Source organism: Kitasatospora sp. NPDC059088 (assembly GCF_042738155.1).
GTDB lineage: Bacteria > Actinomycetota > Actinomycetes > Streptomycetales > Streptomycetaceae > Kitasatospora.
In genome coordinates, this window is sequence record NZ_JBHYGR010000071.1 from 1 (window position 1) to 21,317 (window position 21,317).

21 protein-coding genes and 2 tRNA genes are annotated in these 21,317 nt (G+C 72.3%); 19 read left to right on the forward strand and 4 right to left on the reverse strand.

The features are described from left to right. Positions 1-270: 270 nt before the first annotated feature. Positions 271-684: an SsgA family sporulation/cell division regulator gene (locus ACFWXO_RS27575; protein ID WP_030056266.1), complete on the reverse strand. Its 414-nt coding sequence runs from the start codon at positions 682-684 to the stop codon at positions 271-273. A gap of 401 nt (positions 685-1,085) precedes the next feature. Between ACFWXO_RS27575 and ACFWXO_RS27580 the strand changes: the two genes are divergently transcribed. Both ACFWXO_RS27580 and ACFWXO_RS27585 read left to right on the forward strand, forming a co-directional pair. Continuing rightward, a tRNA-Val gene (locus ACFWXO_RS27580) sits at positions 1,086-1,157 on the forward strand. Positions 1,158-1,369: 212 nt separating this feature from the next. Further along, positions 1,370-1,441 (forward strand) — tRNA-Val (locus ACFWXO_RS27585). A 78-nt stretch (positions 1,442-1,519) separates the two neighbouring features. On the opposite strand, the gene ACFWXO_RS27590 is transcribed toward ACFWXO_RS27585, so the two are convergent. Beyond that, entirely contained in the window at positions 1,520-2,287 is a 768-nt protein-coding gene (locus tag ACFWXO_RS27590; protein WP_375890042.1) for an exonuclease domain-containing protein, read from the reverse strand. Positions 2,288-2,432: 145 nt separating this feature from the next. Between ACFWXO_RS27590 and ACFWXO_RS27595 the strand changes: the two genes are divergently transcribed. The 4 genes from ACFWXO_RS27595 to ACFWXO_RS27610 all read left to right on the forward strand — a co-directional run bounded on the left by ACFWXO_RS27595 (position 2,433) and on the right by ACFWXO_RS27610 (position 6,934). Beyond that, positions 2,433-2,987 (forward strand): DUF4365 domain-containing protein, encoded by a 555-nt coding sequence (locus tag ACFWXO_RS27595; RefSeq protein ID WP_380526820.1) that lies wholly within the window; start codon positions 2,433-2,435, stop codon positions 2,985-2,987. Between the two features lie 32 nt (positions 2,988-3,019). Beyond that, positions 3,020-4,180: a hypothetical protein gene (locus ACFWXO_RS27600; protein WP_375890040.1), complete on the forward strand. Its 1,161-nt coding sequence runs from the start codon at positions 3,020-3,022 to the stop codon at positions 4,178-4,180. Positions 4,181-4,267: 87 nt separating this feature from the next. Further along, a complete protein-coding gene (thrS, locus tag ACFWXO_RS27605) occupies positions 4,268-6,247 on the forward strand; it encodes a threonine--tRNA ligase (protein WP_380526822.1) in 1,980 nt (659 codons plus the stop codon). A gap of 126 nt (positions 6,248-6,373) precedes the next feature. Then, positions 6,374-6,934 carry an HIT domain-containing protein gene (locus ACFWXO_RS27610; RefSeq protein WP_350507180.1) on the forward strand — a complete coding sequence of 187 codons (561 nt, stop codon included), beginning with the start codon at positions 6,374-6,376 and terminating at the stop codon, positions 6,932-6,934. A 74-nt stretch (positions 6,935-7,008) separates the two neighbouring features. On the opposite strand, the gene ACFWXO_RS27615 is transcribed toward ACFWXO_RS27610, so the two are convergent. Continuing rightward, positions 7,009-8,655 carry a hypothetical protein gene (locus ACFWXO_RS27615; protein ID WP_380526824.1) on the reverse strand — a complete coding sequence of 549 codons (1,647 nt, stop codon included), beginning with the start codon at positions 8,653-8,655 and terminating at the stop codon, positions 7,009-7,011. Between the two features lie 199 nt (positions 8,656-8,854). Here ACFWXO_RS27615 and ACFWXO_RS27620 point away from each other — a divergent pair, with 199 nt between their 5' ends. Beyond that, positions 8,855-9,301, forward strand: coding sequence for a thiol-disulfide oxidoreductase DCC family protein (locus ACFWXO_RS27620; protein WP_380526857.1), 447 nt, complete (start codon positions 8,855-8,857; stop codon positions 9,299-9,301). Here the strand turns inward: ACFWXO_RS27620 and ACFWXO_RS27625 are convergent. Continuing rightward, the gene (locus ACFWXO_RS27625) at positions 9,289-11,337 is read right to left on the reverse strand and encodes an elongation factor G-like protein EF-G2 (RefSeq protein ID WP_380526826.1); all 2,049 of its coding nucleotides are present in this window, start codon (positions 11,335-11,337) and stop codon (positions 9,289-9,291) included. The genes ACFWXO_RS27620 and ACFWXO_RS27625 overlap by 13 nt on opposite strands. A 233-nt stretch (positions 11,338-11,570) precedes the next feature. Here ACFWXO_RS27625 and pgsA point away from each other — a divergent pair, with 233 nt between their 5' ends. From pgsA to yajC, 12 genes are all read left to right on the forward strand, one after another. After that, entirely contained in the window at positions 11,571-12,218 is a 648-nt protein-coding gene (gene pgsA, locus ACFWXO_RS27630) for a phosphatidylinositol phosphate synthase (RefSeq protein WP_380526828.1), read from the forward strand. Positions 12,219-12,234: 16 nt separating this feature from the next. Beyond that, a complete protein-coding gene (locus ACFWXO_RS27635) occupies positions 12,235-13,200 on the forward strand; it encodes a phosphatidylinositol mannoside acyltransferase (protein ID WP_380526830.1) in 966 nt (321 codons plus the stop codon). A 45-nt stretch (positions 13,201-13,245) separates the two neighbouring features. Further along, positions 13,246-14,421 carry a glycosyltransferase family 4 protein gene (locus ACFWXO_RS27640; protein ID WP_380526832.1) on the forward strand — a complete coding sequence of 392 codons (1,176 nt, stop codon included), beginning with the start codon at positions 13,246-13,248 and terminating at the stop codon, positions 14,419-14,421. A gap of 123 nt (positions 14,422-14,544) precedes the next feature. After that, a complete protein-coding gene (locus ACFWXO_RS27645) occupies positions 14,545-14,925 on the forward strand; it encodes a 5-carboxymethyl-2-hydroxymuconate Delta-isomerase (RefSeq protein ID WP_380526834.1) in 381 nt (126 codons plus the stop codon). Positions 14,926-14,968: 43 nt separating this feature from the next. Continuing rightward, positions 14,969-15,514, forward strand: a complete 546-nt coding sequence (locus ACFWXO_RS27650) for a hypothetical protein (protein ID WP_375890023.1) — start codon at positions 14,969-14,971, stop codon at positions 15,512-15,514. A gap of 128 nt (positions 15,515-15,642) precedes the next feature. Continuing rightward, positions 15,643-16,554 (forward strand): pyridoxal 5'-phosphate synthase lyase subunit PdxS, encoded by a 912-nt coding sequence (gene pdxS / locus ACFWXO_RS27655; protein WP_375890021.1) that lies wholly within the window; start codon positions 15,643-15,645, stop codon positions 16,552-16,554. A gap of 96 nt (positions 16,555-16,650) precedes the next feature. After that, a complete protein-coding gene (pdxT, locus tag ACFWXO_RS27660) occupies positions 16,651-17,268 on the forward strand; it encodes a pyridoxal 5'-phosphate synthase glutaminase subunit PdxT (protein ID WP_375890020.1) in 618 nt (205 codons plus the stop codon). A 90-nt stretch (positions 17,269-17,358) separates the two neighbouring features. Further along, positions 17,359-18,117, forward strand: coding sequence for a YebC/PmpR family DNA-binding transcriptional regulator (locus ACFWXO_RS27665; protein ID WP_375890018.1), 759 nt, complete (start codon positions 17,359-17,361; stop codon positions 18,115-18,117). Positions 18,118-18,280: 163 nt separating this feature from the next. Then, positions 18,281-18,838: a crossover junction endodeoxyribonuclease RuvC gene (ruvC, locus tag ACFWXO_RS27670; RefSeq protein ID WP_380526837.1), complete on the forward strand. Its 558-nt coding sequence runs from the start codon at positions 18,281-18,283 to the stop codon at positions 18,836-18,838. Next, positions 18,835-19,446 carry a Holliday junction branch migration protein RuvA gene (gene ruvA / locus ACFWXO_RS27675; RefSeq protein ID WP_380406865.1) on the forward strand — a complete coding sequence of 204 codons (612 nt, stop codon included), beginning with the start codon at positions 18,835-18,837 and terminating at the stop codon, positions 19,444-19,446. The genes ruvC and ruvA overlap by 4 nt, the downstream gene beginning before the upstream one ends. A 61-nt stretch (positions 19,447-19,507) precedes the next feature. After that, positions 19,508-20,578, forward strand: a complete 1,071-nt coding sequence (ruvB, locus tag ACFWXO_RS27680; RefSeq protein ID WP_375890012.1) for a Holliday junction branch migration DNA helicase RuvB — start codon at positions 19,508-19,510, stop codon at positions 20,576-20,578. Positions 20,579-20,838: 260 nt separating this feature from the next. Beyond that, positions 20,839-21,258: a preprotein translocase subunit YajC gene (gene yajC, locus ACFWXO_RS27685; protein WP_380526840.1), complete on the forward strand. Its 420-nt coding sequence runs from the start codon at positions 20,839-20,841 to the stop codon at positions 21,256-21,258. Positions 21,259-21,317 lie beyond the last annotated feature (59 nt).

Consider the following 21,317-nt stretch of genomic DNA (forward strand, 5'->3'; position numbering starts at 1 on the left):
CGCCGGGGGGGGGGGGGGGGGGGGCGGGGCCGCGCGGGGGGGGGGGGGCGGCGGGGGGGGGGGGCGGGCCCGGGTTCTGGGGGGGGGGCCCCGTCTCCGGGGCGCCTGCGGTGCTGTGGCCCCGCTCCGGTGGGAGCGGGCCGTTTCACCGGCCCCGAGACCGCGTGGTGCGCGGCTGAGTCCGCTGCCGTGCCCCCGAGTAGGACGGCAGCGATGACGGCAGGAAGTACGGCCCCGCCGACAGCGGGGCTGGACCGCCTCCGGTCGGGGTCAGCTTTCGGCGAGGATGTGGGACAGCTCCCGGTCGAGGTCGAAGTGACGGTGTTCGGTGCCGGGGGGCACCGCGGCGTCCGTCCGCTTGAGGAACGACTCAAGCGCGCGGGCCGGGGCTTCCAGCAGGGCTTCTCCTTCCGGAGAGCTCAGGGCGATGCAGACCACCCCTTGCCCGTGGCTGCGCGACGGCCACACCCGGACGTCGCCGGTACCGGTGGGTCGGTGCAGCCCCTCCGCGAGGAGATCTCGGGCGAACACCCACTCCACGGTCTCGTCGGCGCCCGTGTGGAACGTGGCGTGCACGGCGTAGGGGTCGGCGGTGTCGTAGCGCAGGCCCGCGGGGACGGGCAGTGAGGACTCGCTGGACACGATGAGGCGCAGGTGCAGCTCGCAGCTGACCGTGGTGTTCATAAGCGCCATGGCCTTTCGCTCAGTGTGCGCTCGGGGAATCGCACGTCGGCGAACGGACCATCCCACCCCCAAGACCGATGTAAACCCCTCTGTCCCGATTCGGGCGCGAGTCGTACCCCTTACGGCGCATTGCGGAATCGCCCCGGAGTACCCGCCCGGGGCATTACCGGCGGTTCTTCTCGGTCGGATTCCGGTTCGGCGTGCAGGCGGTCCGTCGGAGTGCCGGGCGGGCCGGGAACAGGGGAGCGGGTGGTGCGGCCGGGCCCGACGAGTCGTGCGCGCGGGCGGGAGGGGCGGGACGGGTGGCGGGGAGGCCCCGGCCCCGGGCGTTGGGGCGGGGTCGCCGGCGGGCGGGGTGTTCGGAGCACCCTCCGGGATGCGGTAATGTTTTCCCTGCACCCGGGCGATTAGCTCAGCGGGAGAGCACTTCGTTCACACCGAAGGGGTCACTGGTTCGATCCCAGTATCGCCCACCGGAATGCATTGTGATATGTGAGGCCCAGTCGATTATCGGCTGGGCCTCACATGTATTTCCGGAAATCCATCCGAAGAGCCGGTATCGAATCCGGCTGAGGGCCAGTCATCTTCCGTGCGGAGCGCGAGTTCTGTGGGTGCGTCGGCCGTACCCCGGAAGAGCGAGTTGTACGACCGCCCCCGAATGGTGCTAGAGTTCTTCTCGTTGCCCGGGCGATTAGCTCAGCGGGAGAGCACTTCGTTCACACCGAAGGGGTCACTGGTTCGATCCCAGTATCGCCCACCCGGACAGCACGCAGGCCCTGACCAGGAAACCGGTCGGGGCCTGCGGCGCGTTCCGGGCCGTCGTGCCGGTGAAGGGCTATGCCGCCGCCCGGCACCCGTGCTCCGGCTCCAGCCGACGACCGCAGACGCACCGGGCCGGCCGCAGCGGCCACGACAGGTCCACCCGCTCCGGCGTTCCCGAGCGGTCGAACCAGGCCTGCAGCCCCCGGGCCTGCGCCGCGTGCCAGACCGCCTGCCGCAGGTGCAGCTCCGCCGCCGTCAGTCCGCCGAGCGCCGCCGGATAGCGGGCGCCTATGCGCCGGATCAACGACAGGGCCGCCGTCGCGTCCGCCGCCGCGTCGTGCGCCCCGGCGAGGTCCACCCCGTAGTGGGCGCACAGGTCGGTCAGCGTCCGCCGGCCCTTGCGGTAGCGGTCCACGTGCTTGTCCAGCACCCGCGGATCCAGCACCACCAGCCCCGCCCCGTCCAGCCCGGTGCTCAACGGCAGGCCGTGGTGGCGCCGCAACTCCCGGTCCAGCAGGGTCAGGTCGTAGGGGGCGTTCATCACCACCACCGGGCGGCCGGCCCGCGCCTGGGCCGCCAGCGCGCGGGTGACCTCGGCCACCACCGTGCGGGCCGGGCGCCCGTACGTGCGGACCTGGTCGTCGGTGATGCCGTGCACCGCCCGCGCCCCGTCCGGGATCGGCACGCCAGGATCGGCGAGCCAGGTGGTGGTCTGCGCCGGTGCGCCCGGGGTGAGTTGGACGACCAGGGCGGCGGAGACGATGCGGTCGGACTCCACGTCCACGCCGGTCGTCTCGGTGTCGAAGGAAGCGAGCGGGCCGGTGTACCAGTGCTGCTGCATGACTGCCCCTCAGGCGTGCGTTCCGCGCCCTGGTGATACCCGGTTCTGACGGTCGCTCAACCCGTTTGGCCCAGCTCCGACCGGGGATCCTGCCACTGGGCCGCTCGGCCCGGACGGGCCCGGAGCCGGGGGAGGCCACGGGGCGATGGCACTGACACAGCCGCAGCCCGACGGCGCGGCGACCACACTCAGGGGGAACCTCGCGGTCACCGCCTGCATGGAGACGCTGCAGGTCGGCTACCTGCACGCGGTCGCCGCGGCGGCCGGCTGCTCGCTCTCCCAGCCGTTCCCGGACAACGGCATCGACTGGCAGGTCAGCCACGGCTCCCGGGAGCACGACGTGGACGACGAGGTCACCATCAAGATCCAGCTCAAGGCGACCCAGCAGATCGCACCCGGTCCGGCCGGGCCGTTCTTCAGCTTCACCCTGGACAACGACCACCTGCGCAAGCTCGCCCGAGCCCGGGTCGCCGTCCCGCGGATCCTGGTCGTGATGCTGCTGCCGCGCCGGATCGACCACTGGCTCCGGGCCCGCCCGGACGCCCTCGAACTGCGGCACTGCTGCTACTGGGTCAACCTGGCCGGCCACCCCGTCACCGGGAAGCGGCGCACCAACGTCCGGGTGCCCACCGACAAGGTCTTCGACGACCGCGCGCTCTGCGACATCATGGCCCGGGTCGGCGCGGGCGGCAGCCCGTGACCGCCCGGCCCCGGCAGCGAGGAAGCACGCCCATGACCCTGCCGAACGGACCGGAGGGCCGGGCCCTGCCCGACCCGGCCACGGTCGACCCCGCGGTGCTCGCCACCCTGCTCGCCCGGCACGGCTGGATCCGGCGCGGCGGCCCCGCCGCCCGGTACGGCCGCTGGACCCCGCCGGACGGCGAACCCGGCACCAGCCTCCTCCTCCCCACCGCCGACGGCTTCGACGACGCCGTCGACCTCCTCACCGACGCCGTCACCGCGCTCTCCCGCTCCCGCACCCCCTCCGCCCGCTCGATCCTCCTCGCCCTCGTCGTCCCCGGCGACGAGCTCAACTGGCGCCGCGAACTGCCCGGCCCCGCCGACGCCACCCCCTGGGACGACGCCGAACGGCTCCAGCGGGCCGCGCGCTCGATGCTCGCCGCCGGGGCCAAGGCCGGCCGGACCACCGCCGGCTACTTCGGTGCCCGGCTGGACGGCCTCGCCGGGGAGTTCCTGGACCGCGTCCTCCTGGTCGAACAGGGCGCCGTCGACCAGGGCGCCGCCCTGACCGCCTACACCCCCGCCCCCGAGGGCCGCACCGCCGTCACCACCCTGGTCCGCGCCCTGGAGGCGCTGCGCGACGCGGTCGACTACCGCCGGGTCAGCGGCGGGCCCGAGGCCTTCGAGAACGCCGTCCGCTCCGGGGTCAGCCGCGAACTCGTCCGGTCCGTCGAGGACCTCGTCCGCGGCGCGACCGCCGCCCGGCTCACCGTCGCCTGGTCGCCCGCCGCCGGCACCCCGGGCGGATTCGGCGACCGCCGGATCGAGCTCGACTTCTCCCCCGGGGACCTGCCCGCCCTCGCCGAGGCCGCCGAACTGCTGGAGCGGATCGAACCCGCCGTCGACGTCACCGTCGTCGGCGTGGTCGTCCGGCTCAAGCGCGCCGACCCCGCCGGACCGGGCTCGATACGGCTCCGGGTGCTCGGCGGCGCCGAGGTCCGCGAACTCAAGGTCGGACTGCCCGACCCCGACTACCGGCTCGCCGCCGAGGCCCACCTCACCGGCGTCCCGGTCCGGGTCTCCGGCCGCCTGGAACGCCGCGACGGCTTCCGCCGGCTGACCCGCCCGCACGGCCTGGAGCTGTGCGGTTGGGCGGACGACGACCGCGAGCGGCTGCTCAAGGGGCTCCAGGAGAGAGGGGAGAGGTCCTGAGTGCGCGGTGCGGCTGGTGCTCTCGGTACCATCGTCACGCGCAGCGCAGTGTTGCGTCCTCTGAATCCAGCACGTCAGGAGAGACCGGTGACGGACGTCCGGGTAATCATCAACCGCGAACCCGATCGGGAAGAGCGCGTGGTGACCACGGGCACTACGGCCGCCGAGCTCTTCGCCGACGACCGCTCGATCATCGCCGCCCGCGTCGGCGGCCAGCTCAAGGACCTCGCGTACGCCGTCCAGGACGGCGACGAGGTCGAGCCGGTCGCGATCGGCAGCAAGGACGGCCTGGACATCCTGCGCCACTCCACCGCGCACGTCATGGCCCAGGCCGTGCAGCAGCTCTACCCCGAGGCCAAGCTCGGCATCGGCCCGCCGGTCAAGGACGGCTTCTACTACGACTTCGACGTCGAGAAGCCCTTCCACCCCGATGACCTCAAGGCCATCGAGAAGCGGATGCAGGAGATCATCAAGCGCGGGCAGAAGTTCTCCCGCCGCGTGGTCACCGACGAGGCCGCCGCCGAGGAGCTGGCCGCCGAGCCGTACAAGCTGGAGCTGATCGGCCTCAAGGGCTCCGCCGCCACCGCCGGCGAGGGCGCCGACGTCGAGGTCGGCGCCGGCGAGCTCACCATCTACGACAACCTGGACGCCAAGAGCGGCGAGCAGTGCTGGGGCGACCTCTGCCGCGGCCCGCACCTGCCCAGCACCCGCCACATCCCGGCGTTCAAGCTGATGCGCAACGCCGCCGCGTACTGGCGCGGCAGCGAGAAGAACCCGATGCTGCAGCGCATCTACGGGACCGCCTGGCCGACCAAGGACGAGCTCAAGGCCCACCTCGACTTCCTCGTCGAGGCCGAGAAGCGCGACCACCGCAAGCTCGGCAACGAGCTCGACCTCTTCTCCATCCCCGAGGAGATCGGCTCCGGCCTCGCCGTCTTCCACCCCAAGGGCGGCATCATCCGCCGCGCGATGGAGGACTACTCGCGCAAGCGGCACGAGGAAGAGGGCTACGAGTTCGTCTACACCCCGCACGCCACCAAGGGGAAGCTCTTCGAGAAGAGCGGCCACCTCGACTGGTACGCGGACGGTATGTACCCGCCCATGCAGCTCGACGAGGGCGTGGACTACTACCTCAAGCCGATGAACTGCCCGATGCACAACCTGATCTTCGACGCGCGCGGCCGCTCGTACCGTGAACTGCCGCTGCGCCTCTTCGAGTTCGGGACGGTGTACCGCTACGAGAAGTCCGGTGTGGTGCACGGCCTGACCCGTGCCCGCGGCTTCACGCAGGACGACGCCCACATCTACTGCACCCGTGAGCAGATGGCGGAGGAGCTCGACTCCACGCTGACCTTCGTGCTCAACCTCCTCCGTGACTACGGTCTGACCGACTTCTACCTGGAGCTGTCGACCAAGGACCCGGTCAAGTACGTCGGTTCGGACGAGACCTGGGAGGAGGCCACCCGCGTCCTGGCGAGCGTGGCCGAGAAGCAGGGCCTGCCGCTGGTCCCGGACCCGGGCGGCGCGGCCTTCTACGGCCCGAAGATTTCGGTGCAGGCGCGGGACGCCATCGGCCGTACCTGGCAGATGTCGACCATCCAGCTCGACTTCAACCTGCCCGAGCGCTTCGACCTGGAGTACACGGCGGCGGACGGTTCGCGTCAGCGGCCGGTCATGATCCACCGTGCGCTGTTCGGTTCGATCGAGCGGTTCTTCGCGGTGCTGCTGGAGCACTACGCCGGTGCCATGCCGCCGTGGCTGGCTCCGGTCACCGTGACCGGCATCCCGATCACCGACGAGCACGTGCCGTACCTGCTGGAGGTCGCGGCCGAGCTCAAGAAGCAGGGGATCCGGGTCGAGGTGGACACCTCGGACGACCGCATGCAGAAGAAGATCAGGAACGCCCAGAAGACCAAGGTCCCGTTCATGCTGATCGCCGGCAACGACGATGTCGAGGCGGGCGCGGTCTCCTTCCGTTACCGCAACGGCGAGCAGAAGAACGGCGTGCCGCGTGACCAGGCCATCGCCGAGATCGTTGATGCCGTGGCGCGCCGTATCCAGGTGTGAGTTCCCCGCCTGAGCGGGGGTGACCCTAACGGCGTTCCGGTCGCCGAGGCAGTCGCCGAGGTTAAGCGCGGGGCAGGCTCTTCAAGAGTCTGCCCCGCGCGGCTTTGCAAGCACCCCCGGGCGAATATGCTGATCAGCATGACGACTGAGCCGGAACTGCAGCGGGGTGTCGGTGAGCCGGACGGCTTCCGCCGCCTGTGGACCCCCCATCGGATGGCGTACATCCAGGGTGAGAACAAGCCCACCGGCCCGGCTCCGGACGACGGTTGTCCGTTCTGCTCGATCCCGTCGCTGAGCGACGAGGAGGGGCTGGTCATCGCCCGGGGGAGCGCCGTGTTCGCGGTGCTGAACCTGTACCCGTACAACGGCGGGCACCTGATGGTGGTCCCGTACCGGCACGTGGCCGACTACACCGACCTCGACGAGGCGGAGACGGCCGAGCTGGCGGACTTCACCAAGAAGGCGATGACCGCGCTGCGGGCCGCCTCGGGGGCGCACGGGTTCAACATCGGGATGAACCAGGGCGCGGCGGCCGGGGCCGGGATCGCGGCGCACCTGCACCAGCACGTGGTGCCGCGCTGGGGCGGGGACACCAACTTCATGCCGGTGGTCGGCCACACCAAGGTGCTGCCGCAGCTGCTGGCGGACACCCGCAAGATGCTGGCCGAGGCCTGGCCGCAGGGCTGAGCCGGCCGGACGCGCGAAGAGGGGCCCGCCACCGAGGAGTTCGGTGGTGGCCCCTCTTCACGTGTCGCTCCCGGTCAGTCGGCGCTGAACTCGTCGACCTTGTACGGGCGGGGGCTCTGCGCCTCGGACTTGATGATCGAGGTGCGGGTCTTGAAGAAGCGGTCCGCGTCGAGGTCGTGCTCCTGGAGGAACTCCAGAGTGGCGGTGTGCACCGCGCTGAGCACCGGCACGGAGGCGTTCATGGCGTTGTCGACCATGGAGCGGTTGTTCCAGGCGGTGCCGACCCAGGAGTGCCGGAGTCCGAACGGCTCGGGCAGGCCGAGGCCGCCGCCGAGCCAGCCGAGCAGGCCGGGCATCTTGTGGAACGGTGCGCGGACGGCCTGGCGGACCACCTCGTCGTTGTCGATCAGGGGGAGCTTGACGGTGCGCTCCTCCCAGAACCGCACGGTCTTGGCGACCGACTTCTCCTTGTTCTTGGGCTTGTCGAAGAAGACGCCCTTGACCGGGCCGAGCGCGTAGCCGGCCACCGAGATGTTCAGCACGTTGGCGAGCAGGGTCACCGTGACGGTGAAGGTGATGATCAACTTGCCGTCGTGGGTGATGAACTGGGTGGCCAGGTAGTGCCGGGGGCCGCCGGAGAAGGTCTGCTTGTCGGCGAGGCTCTGCACGGCGAAGTCGCGCATCCGCTCGCCGTCCATGTCGGCGCCGCCGGGGCGGCTGATCTCGTCCGCGCCCTCGCCGATGTCGAAGACCGCCCACTGCTTGATGGCCACGTTGGGGATGCCGCTGTTGGCGACGTGGCTGACCCCGAGGCCCTTGAGGTGGGCGGAGATCCGGCGGACCAGGTCCCAGGGGTGGAAGGCCCGGAAGTCGGCGTGGCCCTCGGCGGGGTGCAGGGTGTCGGCCAGGCGCCACTCGCCCCAGCGGCGGCCGGCCCCGAGGATGCCCTTGGGGCCGGCGTAGTGGTGGACGTTGGTCTCCTGCTCGGCGTCCAGCCGGCCGAGCTTGTCGCGCAGGTCGTTGGCCTTCTTGTCCAGGTCGTCGCGGGGGACGGCCTTGGCGACGGTGGCGGCGACGGCGCTGCCCTCGACCAGGGCCTGCCAGCGGGCGCGGAGGTCGGTGGCGGAGCGTTCGACGATCCGGCGGGCGAGGTACCAGCCGAGCACCGGGGCGAGCATGGTGATCCGCAGGTAGACGCCGAGGACGCCCGCCGCCGGCGGGAACAGCGCCAGGTAGCCGGCCAGGACGGCGACCGCGATCAGGGCGAGGGCGCCGTAGGTGTCGGCCCCCCGGGCGCTGTCCCGCTTGAGCCAGGCGCGCAGTTGGAAGGCGCCGAGCCAGATCAGGGTGCCGGGGAGGAAGAGCAGGCCGGTGACGACGGTGACGGTGCTGAGCTGCCGGTCGCGGGCGTGCCGGAGTTCCTCGGCGGCCAGGCAGTGCTCGACGACCTGGCGGGTGTCGACGCCGAAGGAGGGGACGAGGGGCTTGCGGTCGCCGCCGAGGGCGCGCGAGACCAGGGCCTTGCTGAAGGCCTCGCCGAGGTTGGGGCGGAAGAGCGCGAAGCGGCCCTTCTTCTCCTTGGCGTCGGTGACGTCGGTGACGAACTTGCCGATCTCGCCGTCGCGGTAGGCGGCGGAGGAGAGCGCCTGGGTGACGGCCGTCTGCGGGCCGGTGTCGGTCCGGGGTATCTGCGCACCCGGGGTCATGTCGAGTGTGGCCACGGTGGCGTCTGCTCCTCCCCTTGTCAGCGGCAGGTTACCGTGCCGTGGCACCCCTGCGCGGATGATCGTCTGAACTACCGTCACGAAGCGGTGCGTTCCGGCCGCACCGGGGCCTGAGGGGCATGATGCCCAGCTTCGGCCGGGTCGATACCCGCCCGGGCCGACGGCGTGAGGGTGGAGGAGGATGGAGGTGAAGGCGATGAAGGGGGTTGTCGTGGTGAAGGATCCGGTGCTGGTCTTCGACGGGGACTGCGCGTTCTGTTCGTCCTGCGTGCGCTGGGGGGAGCGGTACCTGCGGCAGACGCTGGCCTCGGGTGGCTGGGAGGCGGTGCCGTTCCAGTTCGCGGACCTGGCGGAGCTGGACGCGGTGGCGGGCGGCCGCGGTGAGGTGGCGGCCGAGCGGGCCGAGCGCGAGGTGCTGTGGGTGACGCCGGCCGGCCGGGTGTACGGGGGCGCGCAGGCGGTGGCGCGGCTGCTGCTGCGCACCGGGGGCGCGTGGGCGTACCTGGGCGCGCTGTTGACCTTGGCGCCGGTGCGGCCGGTGGCGGCTGCGGTGTACCGATGGGTGTCGCGGAACCGGCACCGGATGCCGGGGGGTACGGCGGCGTGCGCGCTGCCGAACCGGAAGCCGGCTCAGTCGGTGTAGCGCCCGGCCAGGGCGGCGGGCATGGGTTCGTGGCGCAGGTAGGCGCGGGAGAACTCGGCGGTGCCGTGGGTGAGGGAGCGCAGGTCGACCGGGTAGCGGACGAGTTCGAGTTCGGGGACCTCCGCGCGCAGCAGGGTCAGCCCCTGGCCGCCGGTTTCGGTGCCGAGGACGCGGCCGCGGCGTGCGGAGAGGTCGCCGAGGACGGCGCCGAGGTACTCATCGGGCAGCAGGACGCTGACGGCGGCGACGGGTTCGAGCAGCCGGATGACGGCGTGTTCGGCGGCGTCGCGCAGGGCGAGGGCGGCGGCGTTCTGGAAGGAGGCGTCGGAGGAGTCGACGGAGTGCGCCTTGCCGTCGGTGAGGGTGACCCGGACGTCGACGAGCGGGAAGCCGGTGGCGACGCCCTTGGCGAGCTGGGCGCGGACGCCCTTCTCGACGGAGGGGATGAAGTGCTTGGGGACGGCGCCGCCGACGACGTGCTCCTGGAACTCGAAGCCGGAGCCGGCCGGGAGGGGTTCGACCTCCAGGTCGCAGATGGCGTACTGGCCGTGGCCGCCGGACTGTTTGACGAGGCGTCCGTGGCCGGCGGCGGCGGTGCCGAAGGTCTCGCGCAGGGCGACCTTGGGTTCGACGGTGTCGACGTGGACGCCGTGGCGGGTGCGCAGCCGGTCGAGGACGACCTCGGCGTGGGCTTCGCCGGTGCACCAGAGGACGAGCTGGTGGGTGTCGGGGTTCTGTTCGAGCCGTAGGGCCGGGTCCTCGGCGGTGAGCCGGGTGAGGGCCTGGGAGAGCTTGTCGTCGTCGGCCTTGCTGTGGGCTTCGACGGCGATCGGGAGCAGGGGTTCGGGGAGGGTCCAGCCGTCGAGTTCGACGGGGTGGCCGGGGTCGTGGACGGTGTCGCCGGCCCGGGCGGTGGTGAGTTTGGCGGCGCAGACGAGGTCTCCGGCGACGGCGTGCGGGACGGGGCGCTGGAGTTTGCCGAAGGGGCTGGTGAGGCCGGTGACGCGTTCGTCGCCGTTCTGGTCGGCGGTGTGGGCGGGGCCGACGAGGTGGATCCGGCTGTCGGGGCGCAGGGTGCCGGCGTAGACGCGCAGCAGGCTGATCCGGCCGACGTAGGCGTCGCCGGTGACGCGGACGACCTGGGCGGCGAGCGGGGCGTCGGGGTCGCAGGCGGGGGCGGGGCGGGTGCGTTCGGTGGGGTTCGGGAAGGCGTGGGTGATCAGGTCGAGGAGTTCGGCGGCGCCGAGGCCGTTGTCGCTGGTGGGGACGGCGGGGTGGAGGGTGCAGTCGAGGACTTCGCGGCGCAGCCCGGCTTCGAGGGAGTCGGTGTCGAGGGGGTCGCCGGAGAGGTAGCGCTCCATGAGGGTGTCGTCCTGGCCGGAGATGGCTTCGACGAGGCTCTCGTGGGCGGGGCCGGTGTCGGGGAGGGGATCGGCGTCGCCGTAGGTGTCGCCGGTGAGGAGGTCGATGCTGCCGTCGGGGTGTCCGTCGTGGAGGACGGGCAGGAAGAGCGGGCGCAGGGTGTCCGGGCCGAGCTCGAAGGCGTCGTGGCAGCTGGTGAGGATGTCGTCGAAGCCGGTGCGGGCGAGGTCGAGTTTGGCGACGGCGATGGCCCGGGGGATGCCCTCGGCGGCGCACTCGCGCCAGAGGGCGCGGGTGGGGGCGGTGACCGGGTCGGTGGCGGAGACGACGAAGACGGCGGCGTCGGCGGCGTGCAGGGCGGCGCGCAGGTCGGCGGCGAAGTCGGGGTGGCCGGGCGGGTCGATCAGGTTGATCTTGACGCCCTTCCATTCGAGGGGGAGCAGCGAGAGCTGGACGGAGCGCTGCTGCTGGTGCTCGATGTCCTCGTGGTCGGAGACGGTGGTGCCGTCGGCGACGCGGCCGGGGCGGGCGGTGGCGCCGGCGGCGAGGGCGAGGGATTCGGCGAGGGTGGTCTTGCCCACACCGCTGGAGCCGACGAGGACGACGTTGCGCAGGTCCGTGGGGCCGGTGACGGCGGGTGCCTGGCCGGCTCGTGCGGTGCTGCGGTCGGGCATCGGGGTCTCCTCCCGTGGCGCCGAAGCTGTCCTTGGCAGTCTAGGGTCGGGTGTCGTTCCGGCGCGTGTCGTGCTGGGCCCTGGTGGCCGGGGGCCGTCCGGCGGTGCGTGCGTCGGAGCGTGTCCCGGGCGTGGCTACGATGGGTGCGTCGGGCGGGCTCATTCGTCCGGCCGTCTGCCGCGTGTGTTGCGCCAGGCGGGTACCCGGGAGAATCGGAGCGGCTGGGAAGGCCATGCTCAACAAATACGCGCGTGCCTTCTTCACACGTGTTCTGACCCCGTTCGCCGCGTTCCTGATCCGGCTGGGCGTGAGTCCGGACGCCGTGACGCTGATCGGTACGGCCGGTTCGGTGGCCGGGGCGCTGGTGTTCTTCCCGCGCGGGGAGTTCTTCTGGGGCACCATCACGATCACGCTGTTCATCTTCTCGGACCTGGTGGACGGGAACATGGCCCGTCAGCTGGGCCGGACCAGCAAGTGGGGCGCCTTCCTGGACTCCACGCTGGACCGGGTCGCGGACGCGGCGATCTTCGGCGGTCTGGCCATGTGGTACGCGGGCAAGGGCGACGACAACCTGCTCTGCGCGGTGGCGATCTTCTGCCTGGCCAGTGGCCTGGTGGTGTCGTACACGAAGGCGCGGGCGGAGAGCCAGGGCCTGCCGTGCGACGTGTCGGGGCTGGTGGAACGGGCCGAGCGGCTGGTGATCAGCCTGGTGGCGGCCGGGGTGGCCGGTCTGCACGTGTTCGGGGTGCCGTACGTGGAGTGGCTGCTGCCGGTGGCGCTGTGGCTGGTGGCGGCGGGCAGTCTGGTGACGGTGGTCCAGCGGATGGTGACCGTGCGCCGTGAGGCGTTCGAGGCCGACCGAGCGGCGGCCGGGAGCTGATGGGGGGCGTCCTGCGGTGACGGACCGACTGGTGTACTGGGCGTACGCGCTGGGCTGGGCGGTGTTGAAGCACCTGCCGGAGCCGGTGGCGCGGTGGCTGTTCGACCGGCTGGCGGACTACGCCTGGCGTCGTCGCGGGCCGCGGGTGCGGCAGCTGGAGGCGAACCTGCGCCGGGTGCGTCCGGGCCTGCACGAGGCGGCGCTGCGGCGGTTGTCGCGAGCCGGGATGCGTTCCTACCTGCGGTACTGGATGGAGTCCTTCCGGCTGCCGGTGTGGAGCCGGGAGCGGGTCCTGCGGGACGTCCAGGTGGGCGGCTACGAGCGCATAAGGGAGGCGCTGGACTCCGGGCGGGGTGTGGTTGTGGCGCTGCCGCACATGGGCAACTGGGACTTGGCGGGCACCTGGATAGCGCAGCTGGGCCACCCGTTCACGACGGTCGCGGAGCGGTTGAAGCCGGAGCGGCTGTTCGACCGGTTCGTGGAGTTCCGGGAGGGCCAGGGCATGGAGGTCCTGGCGCTGTCCGGCGGCGGAGCGAACGTGATCGGCACGCTGGCGCGGCGGCTGCGCGCGGGCAAGCTGGTCTGCCTGGTGGGCGACCGGGACCTCTCGGAGGCCGGTATCGAGGTGTCCTTCTTCGGTGAGGTGACCCGGATGCCGGCCGGGCCTGCGGCGCTGGCCCAGCGCACCGGCGCGGCGCTGCTGCCGGCGACGCTGTGGTACGACGGTCCGGTGCTGCGGGGGATGATCCACCCCGAGGTGCCGGTCCCGGAGGAGGGCGACCGGAAGGCGCGGACGCTGGCGATGACCCAGGCGATCGCGGACGTGTGGCAGCAGGGCATCAGCGAGCACCCGCAGGACTGGCACATGCTGCAGAAGTTCTGGCCGGCCGACCTGCCGGCCCGTGAGACGGTGGGGGGCGGGTCCGCGGCCGGGCGCGCCGACGCGGCGAAGGAGCCCGCCGCCGGGGCCTCCGGCGCCTGAGCCCGGCTGCCCGTCCGACCCTGCCCGAAGGAGCTTGAGGAACCCGTGAAGATCGGCATCGTCTGCCCGTACGACTGGGACGTCCCCGGTGGGGTGCAGTTCCACATCCGGGACCTCGCCGAGCACCTGATCGGTCTGGGGCACGAGGTGTCGGTGCTGGCGCCGGCCGAGGACGACGAGGCGCTGCCGCCGTACGTGGTCTCGGCGGGGCGGGCGGTGGCGGTGCCGTACAACGGGTCGGTGGCCCGGCTGAGCTTCGGCATCCTGTCGGCGGCCCGGGTGCGGCGGTGGCTGCGCGAGGGGCGTTTCGACATCCTGCACGTGCACGAGCCGGCCTCGCCGAGCCTGTCGATGCTGGCGGCCTGGTCGGCGACCGGGCCGATGGTGGGCACCTTCCACACCTCGAACCCGCGCTCGCGGGCGATGATCGCGGCCTCGCCGATCCTGCAGCCGGGGCTGGAGAAGATGCGGGCCCGGATCGCGGTGTCGGAGTACGCCCGGCGGACCCTGGTGGAGCACCTGGGCGGGGACGCGGTGGTGATCCCCAACGGGGTGGACGTGGAGTTCTTCGCGGAGGCCGAGGCGGACGAGCGGTGGACGGGCGGTGCGGCGGCGGGGGAGCCGGGCACGATCGGTTTCATCGGCCGGATCAACGAGCCGCGCAAGGGCCTGCCGACGCTGCTGGCGGCGCTGCCGCGGATCCTGGCGGAGCGGCCGGGGGTGCGGCTGCTGGTCGCGGGCAAGGGCGACGAGGAGGAGGCGGTGGCCGGCCTGGCGCCCGAGGTGCGCGCGCAGGTGGAGTTCCTGGGCATGGTCTCGGACCGGGAGAAGGCCCGGCTGCTGCGCAGCGTGGACCTGTACGTGGCGCCGAACACGGGTGGCGAGAGCTTCGGGATCATCCTGGTCGAGGCGATGTCGGCGGGCGCCCCGGTGCTGGCCAGCGACCTGGACGCGTTCAAGCAGGTGCTGGACGGCGGGGACGCCGGGGAGCTGTTCCCGGTGGAGGACGCGGACGCGCTGGCCCGTACGGCGCTGCGGCTGCTGGGGGATCCGGGGCGGCTGGAGGAGCTGCGCAAGGCGGCTTCGCGGCACGTGCGGCGGTTCGACTGGTCGACGGTCGGCGCGGACATCCTGGCGGTGTACGAGACGGTGACGGGCGGCGCCGCGGCGGTGGTCGAGGAGGACGAGCGCAGCGCCCCGAGCCGAAGGACGCGCCGGTGACGGGAGCGGGGGGCGCGGGCGGTTCGGTCCGGCCCGGGGCCGACGGCCGGGGCTTGCGTGGCGCCCGGTGCCGGTGGGGTTAGGGTCGGGCCGACCGCACCACTGTGACCCCTGGGGGAAACGATGCCGCAGATCTCCGTCGACTACTCGTCCAGCCTGGCCGGGGCCTTCGAGCGCCGGGCGCTGGGCCTGGCGATCAACCGGCTGGCGGAGGAGACGATCGACGCCAAGCCGGGGTCCTGCAAGACGGTGTTCCGGCCGAGCGATGACCTGGTGGTGGGCTCCGACGGGTCGGTGGACGACGCCGGGGTGGACGCCCAGGTGTATGTCGAGTTCCAGGTGTTCCCGGGCCGTACGCCGGAGGCGAAGGCGGCGCTGAGCGAGGGCGTGGTGGCGCTGCTGGCGCAGCACGTGCGGCCGGCGCCGGGGACGCGGCTGTTCACCGCGGTGAACGTCGAGGACATCGACCGGGAGAGCTACCGCAGCGGCGTCGTGCAGGGCTGACGTCGGGCGGGGCGGCCGGTGACACCCGGTAACGTAGCGGTCCGTGACTACCTGGATCTGGGCCGGCGTGGCCGTGGTGCTGTTCGGCATGTACCTGAGTTGGACGGCCGGCCGTCTGGACCGGCTGCACGCCCGGATCGACGCCGCGCGGGCGGCGCTGGACGCGCAGCTGGTCCGGCGGGCCTCGGTGGCGATGGAGCTGGCGACGTCCTCGTTGCTGGACCCGGCGGCCTCGCTGCTGCTGCTGGACGCGGCGCACGCGGCCCGGCAGGCCGAGGACGAGCACCGCGAGGTGGCGGAGAGTCAGTTGAGCCTGGCGCTGCGGGCGGTGTTCGAGGAGTCGGAGCAGGTGGCGGCGCTGGTCGCGGAGCCGGGCGGTGACGAGGCGGTTCGTGATCTGACGGCCGCGGTGCGGCGGGTGCCGATGGCCCGCCGCTTCCACAACGACGCGGTGCGGGCGGCGCGGGCGGTGCGGGAGCACCGGCTGGTGCGGTACTTCCGCTTGGCGGGCAAGGCGCCGTTCCCGATGGCCTTCGAGATGGACGACGCCCCGCCGCCCGCCCTTACGCCCGAGGGAGCACCTGCTTAGGCTGTCCTCGGATACGGCCCGTTTGTCGCATCCCGTCGTCCGGGCTGGACTTGGTGGCGCATGGTTGGGCCACCTGATCTGCCTACCATAGGGCGATAGCACTGGTTAATCTTCGAGTGAGGTCTCACGTGTCCACCACCCCCACCACCGCAGACCAGCCGCAGATCGGTACCGCCCGGGTCAAGCGCGGCATGGCCGAGCAGCTCAAGGGCGGTGTGATCATGGATGTGGTCAACGCCGAGCAGGCGAAGATCGCCGAGGACGCCGGCGCGGTGGCCGTCATGGCGCTGGAGCGGGTTCCGGCCGACATCCGCAAGGACGGCGGCGTGGCCCGCATGTCCGACCCGAACATGATCGAGGAGATCATCGAGGCGGTCTCCATCCCGGTGATGGCCAAGTCCCGCATCGGGCACTTCGTGGAGGCCCAGGTCCTGCAGTCGCTGGGTGTCGACTACATCGACGAGTCCGAGGTGCTGACCCCGGCCGACGAGGTCAACCACTCCGACAAGTTCGCCTTCACCACCCCCTTCGTCTGCGGCGCCACCAACCTGGGCGAGGCCCTGCGCCGCATCGCCGAGGGTGCGGCCATGATCCGCTCGAAGGGCGAGGCCGGCACCGGCAACGTCGTCGAGGCCGTCCGCCACCTGCGCCAGATCAAGAACGAGATCGGCCAGCTGCGGGCGCTGGACCACAACGAGCTGTACGCCGCCGCCAAGGAGCTGCGCGCCCCGTACGAGCTGGTCAAGGAGGTCGCCGAGCTCGGCAAGCTGCCGGTCGTGCTGTTCTCCGCCGGTGGCGTGGCCACCCCGGCCGACGCCGCGCTGATGCGCCAGCTGGGCGCCGAGGGCGTCTTCGTCGGCTCCGGCATCTTCAAGTCGGGCGACCCGGCCAAGCGTGCCGCCGCCATCGTGAAGGCCACCACCTTCTTCGACGACCCGAAGATCATCGCGGACGCCTCCCGCAACCTGGGCGAGGCCATGGTCGGCATCAACTGCGACACCCTGCCGGAGACCGAGCGCTACGCCAACCGCGGCTGGTAGTCACTCCCGCCCTTCGCCCGGCCCGCCGCAGCGCTTCGGTGTGCGGCGGGCCGCGCCGCGTCCTTCCGTAGTAACGATCGATAGAGGTTGAAGACCGTGAGCACTCCAGTCATCGGCGTCCTCGCCCTCCAGGGCGACGTCCGCGAGCACCTGGTGGCGCTGGCCGAGGCCGACGCGCTGGCCCGTCCGGTGCGCCGCGCCGAGGAGCTGGCCGAGGTCGACGCACTGGTGATCCCCGGCGGGGAGTCCACCACCATGTCCAAGCTGGCCCTGCTGTTCGGCGTGATGGACCCGCTGCGCGCGCGGGTCGCGGCCGGCATGCCGGTGTACGGCACCTGCGCGGGCATGATCATGCTGGCCGACAAGATCCTCGACGGCCGGGAGGACCAGGAGAGCGTCGGCGGCATCGACATGACGGTGCGCCGCAACGCCTTCGGCCGGCAGAACGAGTCCTTCGAGTCCGGCCTCGCCTTCAAGGGCCTGGAGGAGGAGCCGGTGCACGGCGTCTTCATCCGCGCCCCCTGGGTCGAGGCGGTCGGCGCGGGCGTCGAGGTGCTGGCCGAGCTGCCCGGTGCGGACGGTCCGGAGAGCCGGATCGTGGCCGTGCGCCAGGGCAACCTGCTGGCCACCTCGTTCCACCCGGAGCTCACCGGCGACCACCGCGTGCACGCCTACTTCGTGAAGATGGTCGAGGAGCACCTCGCCGCCCGGTAGGGCTCCGGTAGCCGTGTGCGCCTTACCCGTGACGACACCGGTAAGATCTCTCCTGTTTCATTTCCCTTTGGCGACGTAAAGGAGCTGGCGATGTCCGGCCACTCTAAGTGGGCTACCACCAAGCACAAGAAGGCCGTGATCGACGCCAAGCGCGGCAAGCTCTTCGCCAAGATGATCAAGAACATCGAGGTGGCGGCGCGCACGGGCGGTCCCGACCCGGCGGGTAACCCGACCCTCTACGACGCCATCCAGAAGGCGAAGAAGAACTCGGTCCCGATCGACAACATCAACCGCGCCGTCAAGCGCGGTGGCGGTCTGGAGGCCGGCGGCGCCGACTACCAGACCATCATGTACGAGGGCTACGGTCCGAACGGTGTCGCCGTCCTGATCGAGTGCCTCACCGACAACCGCAACCGCGCGGCCTCCGACGTGCGCGTCGCGATGACCCGCAACGGCGGCTCGATGGCCGACCCGGGCTCGGTGTCGTACCTGTTCAACCGCAAGGGCGTCGTGATCGTCCCCAAGGCGGACGGCGTGGACGAGGACAAGCTGTTCGAGGTCGTCCTCGACCAGGAGCCGGAGGAGATCAACGACCTCGGCGAGTCCTTCGAGATCGTCTCCGAGGCCTCCAAGATGGTCGCCGTGCGCACCGCGCTGGTGGACGCCGGTGTCGACTACGACTCGGCCGAGGCCAACTTCCTCCCGAGCATGCAGGTCGAGCTGGACGTCGACGGCGCCCGCAAGATCTTCAAGCTGATCGACGCGCTGGAGGACAGCGACGACGTGCAGAACGTCTTCGCCAACTTCGACATCTCCGACGAGGTCGGCGCGCAGCTCGACTCCGAGTGACACGGCGTCGTCCGTGCCACGGTGAGTGATCGTTCTCACGGCCCGGCCCGGTGGTCCCAGGACCGCCGGGCCGGTGTCGTCGGCGGGGTTGTCGGACCCGGGCGGTAGCCTTCGCGAAGGCCGCTCGCCGTGAGCGGCGGATCGGCGAGGGACGGGGCGTGGCGTGCGGGTGCTGGGTGTTGACCCGGGGCTGACCAGGTGCGGGGTCGGCGTGGTCGAGGGCATGCCGGGCCGGCCGTTGCGGATGGCCGGGGTGGGCGTGGTGCGCACGCCGGCCGACGCCGAGATCGGGCAGCGGCTGCTGCTGGTGGAACAGGGGCTGGAGAGCTGGCTGGACGAGCACCGGCCCGACCTGGTCGCGGTCGAGCGGGTCTTCGCCCAGCACAACGTCCGCACCGTGATGGGCACGGCCCAGGCGAGCGCGGTCGCGATGCTCTGCGCCACCCGGCGCGGCATCCCGGTCACCCTGCACACCCCCAGTGAGGTCAAGGCCGCCGTCACCGGCTCCGGCCGGGCCGACAAGGCCCAGGTCACGGCCATGGTGCAGCGCCTGCTGCGGCTGGACGCGCCGCCCAAGCCCGCGGACGCGGCCGACGCGCTGGCGCTGGCGATCTGCCACATCTGGCGCGGCGGGACGACCAACCGGCTGCAGGCCGCGGCCGAGGCCGCCCGCTCCGGGCCCGCCCGGGGCCCCTTCTCCGTGAAAGGCAGTAGTCGGTGATCGCCTTCGTGCAAGGACCGGTGGCGGCCATCGCCTCCGGCATCGCGGTGGTCGAGGTCGGTGGGGTCGGCATGGCCGTCCAGTGCACCCCGAACACCCTGGCCGGCCTGCGGCTCGGTGAGCCCGCCCGGCTGGCCACCTCGCTGGTGGTCCGGGAGGACTCGCTGACCCTGTTCGGCTTCGCCGACGACGACGAGCGGGCCGTGTTCGAGATCCTCCAGGCCGCGCCGGGCGTGGGCCCCAAGCTGGCCCAGGCGATCCTGGGCGTGCACAGCCCCGACGCGCTGCGCGCCGCGGTGGCGGGCGGGGACGAGAAGGCGCTGGTCGCGGTGCCGGGCATCGGCAAGGCGAAGGCGGCCAAGCTGCTGCTGGAGTACAAGGACAAGCTGGGCGCCCCGCACGGCGCGGTGCCCGCGCAGAAGCCGATCGCCACCGGCCCCGCGCCGTGGAGCGAGCAGCTGCACTCCGCGCTGACCGGTCTCGGCTACGCCCCGCGCGAGGCGGACGACGCGGTCGCCGCCGTCACCCCGGAGGCGGAGGCCCAGCAGTCGCCGGACGTCGGCGCCCTGCTGCGGCTGGCCCTGCGCGGCCTCAACCGCGCCCGCTGAACCCACCCGACGACCTGCCCGTCCGTCGACACCGACACCGCAGACCCTGGAGCCCGCGAGGATGTACGACTCGGAACCCGCCGACCGGCTGGTGACCGCCGCCGCCGACGGCGAGGACCAGGCGGTCGAGGCCGCGCTGCGCCCCAAGCTGCTGGACGAGTTCATCGGCCAGGAGCGGGTGCGCGAGCAGCTGTCCCTGGTGCTCCAGGCGGCCCGCCAGCGCGGCAGCGCGCCGGACCACGTGCTGCTGAGCGGCCCGCCCGGCCTGGGCAAGACCACCCTCTCCATGATCATCGCCGCCGAGCTGGGCGCCCCGATCCGGATCACCTCCGGCCCGGCCATCCAGCACGCGGGGGACCTCGCGGCGATCCTCTCCTCGCTCACCGAGGGCGAGGTGCTCTTCCTCGACGAGATCCACCGGATGTCCCGGCCGGCCGAGGAGATGCTCTACATGGCGATGGAGGACTTCCGGGTCGACGTGATCGTCGGCAAGGGCCCGGGCGCCACCGCCATCCCGCTGGAGCTGCCGCCCTTCACGCTGGTCGGCGCCACCACCCGGGCCGGGCTGCTGCCGCCGCCGCTGCGCGACCGCTTCGGCTTCACCGGGCACATGGAGTTCTACGCCCCGGCCGAGCTCCAACGGGTGGTGCACCGCTCGGCCACGCTGCTGGACGTCGAGATAGACCCGGCCGGCGCGGCCGAGATCGCCGGGCGCTCGCGCGGCACCCCGCGCATCGCCAACCGGCTGCTGCGCCGGGTCCGCGACTACGCCCAGGTCCGGCACGACGGCGTGGTCACCCCCGCGATCGCCGCCCGGGCGCTGGACGTCTACGAGGTGGACGCCCGCGGCCTGGACCGGCTGGACCGCGCGGTGCTGAGCGCGCTGCTGCGGCTGTTCGGCGGCGGCCCGGTCGGCCTGTCGACCCTCGCCGTCGCGGTGGGGGAGGAGGCCGAGACGGTCGAGGAGGTGGCCGAGCCGTTCCTGGTCCGCGAGGGCCTGCTCGCCCGCACCCCGCGCGGCCGGATCGCCACCGCCGCGGCCTGGCAGCACCTGGGCCTGACCCCGCCGGTCCAGACCACGCGGGGCAGCGTCCCGCCCCAGCCGGAGCTGTTCCGGCCGGACGGAAGTTGACCGCTCTCGGCCGAACGGGTGAGACCCGGCCGTCGGTTCCCGCCCCCGCCCGGCGCTGTGCCCCGGGGAGGAGACGGGGGCGAACTCCCGGGAATCCGTGCAGGCGGAGGGTCGCCACTTTCGGCGGCAGGATGCGATGCTTGGCGTTGTCCGATCAGTTCGGGGTCGCCTAGACTCCGCCGGACCGCCCCTCTCACCTGACGGGCCGACCCATACCACACAGGCCGCCGGCCGGCGGCCCGTAAAGGACCCTGGCTGCAGTGAACCTCATCATCCTTCTCCTCCCGATCATCGCGATCGTGCTCATGTTCCGGTCGCAGAAGAAGCGCCAGCAGCAGCAGCAGAGCATGCAGACCTCGCTGGAGCCCGGGGCGGGAGTGCGCACCATCGGCGGCCTGTACGCCCAGGTGAAGGCGGTCAACGACGAGACCGTCGAGCTGGAGATCGCGCCCGGCGTGGTCACCCACTTCACCAAGAGCGCCATCGCGGCCGTCCTGGACCCCCAGGAGTGCGACGCGATCATCAACGGTCGCCCCGCCGACGACGAGCTGTCCGAGCCGGAGGCCGAGGACACCGACGCCGCGCCGGTCGAGGACAAGCCGCTGACGCTCACCAAGGACAGCGCCGAGAAGGGCGATGTCAAGGGGGATGTCGAGGGCGGGGCTCCCGCGAGCAAGTAGTACGGCCGGGCAACCCGCCCGGTCGCGCGGCGCAGTGCCGCGAGCCCACAGGACCTCAG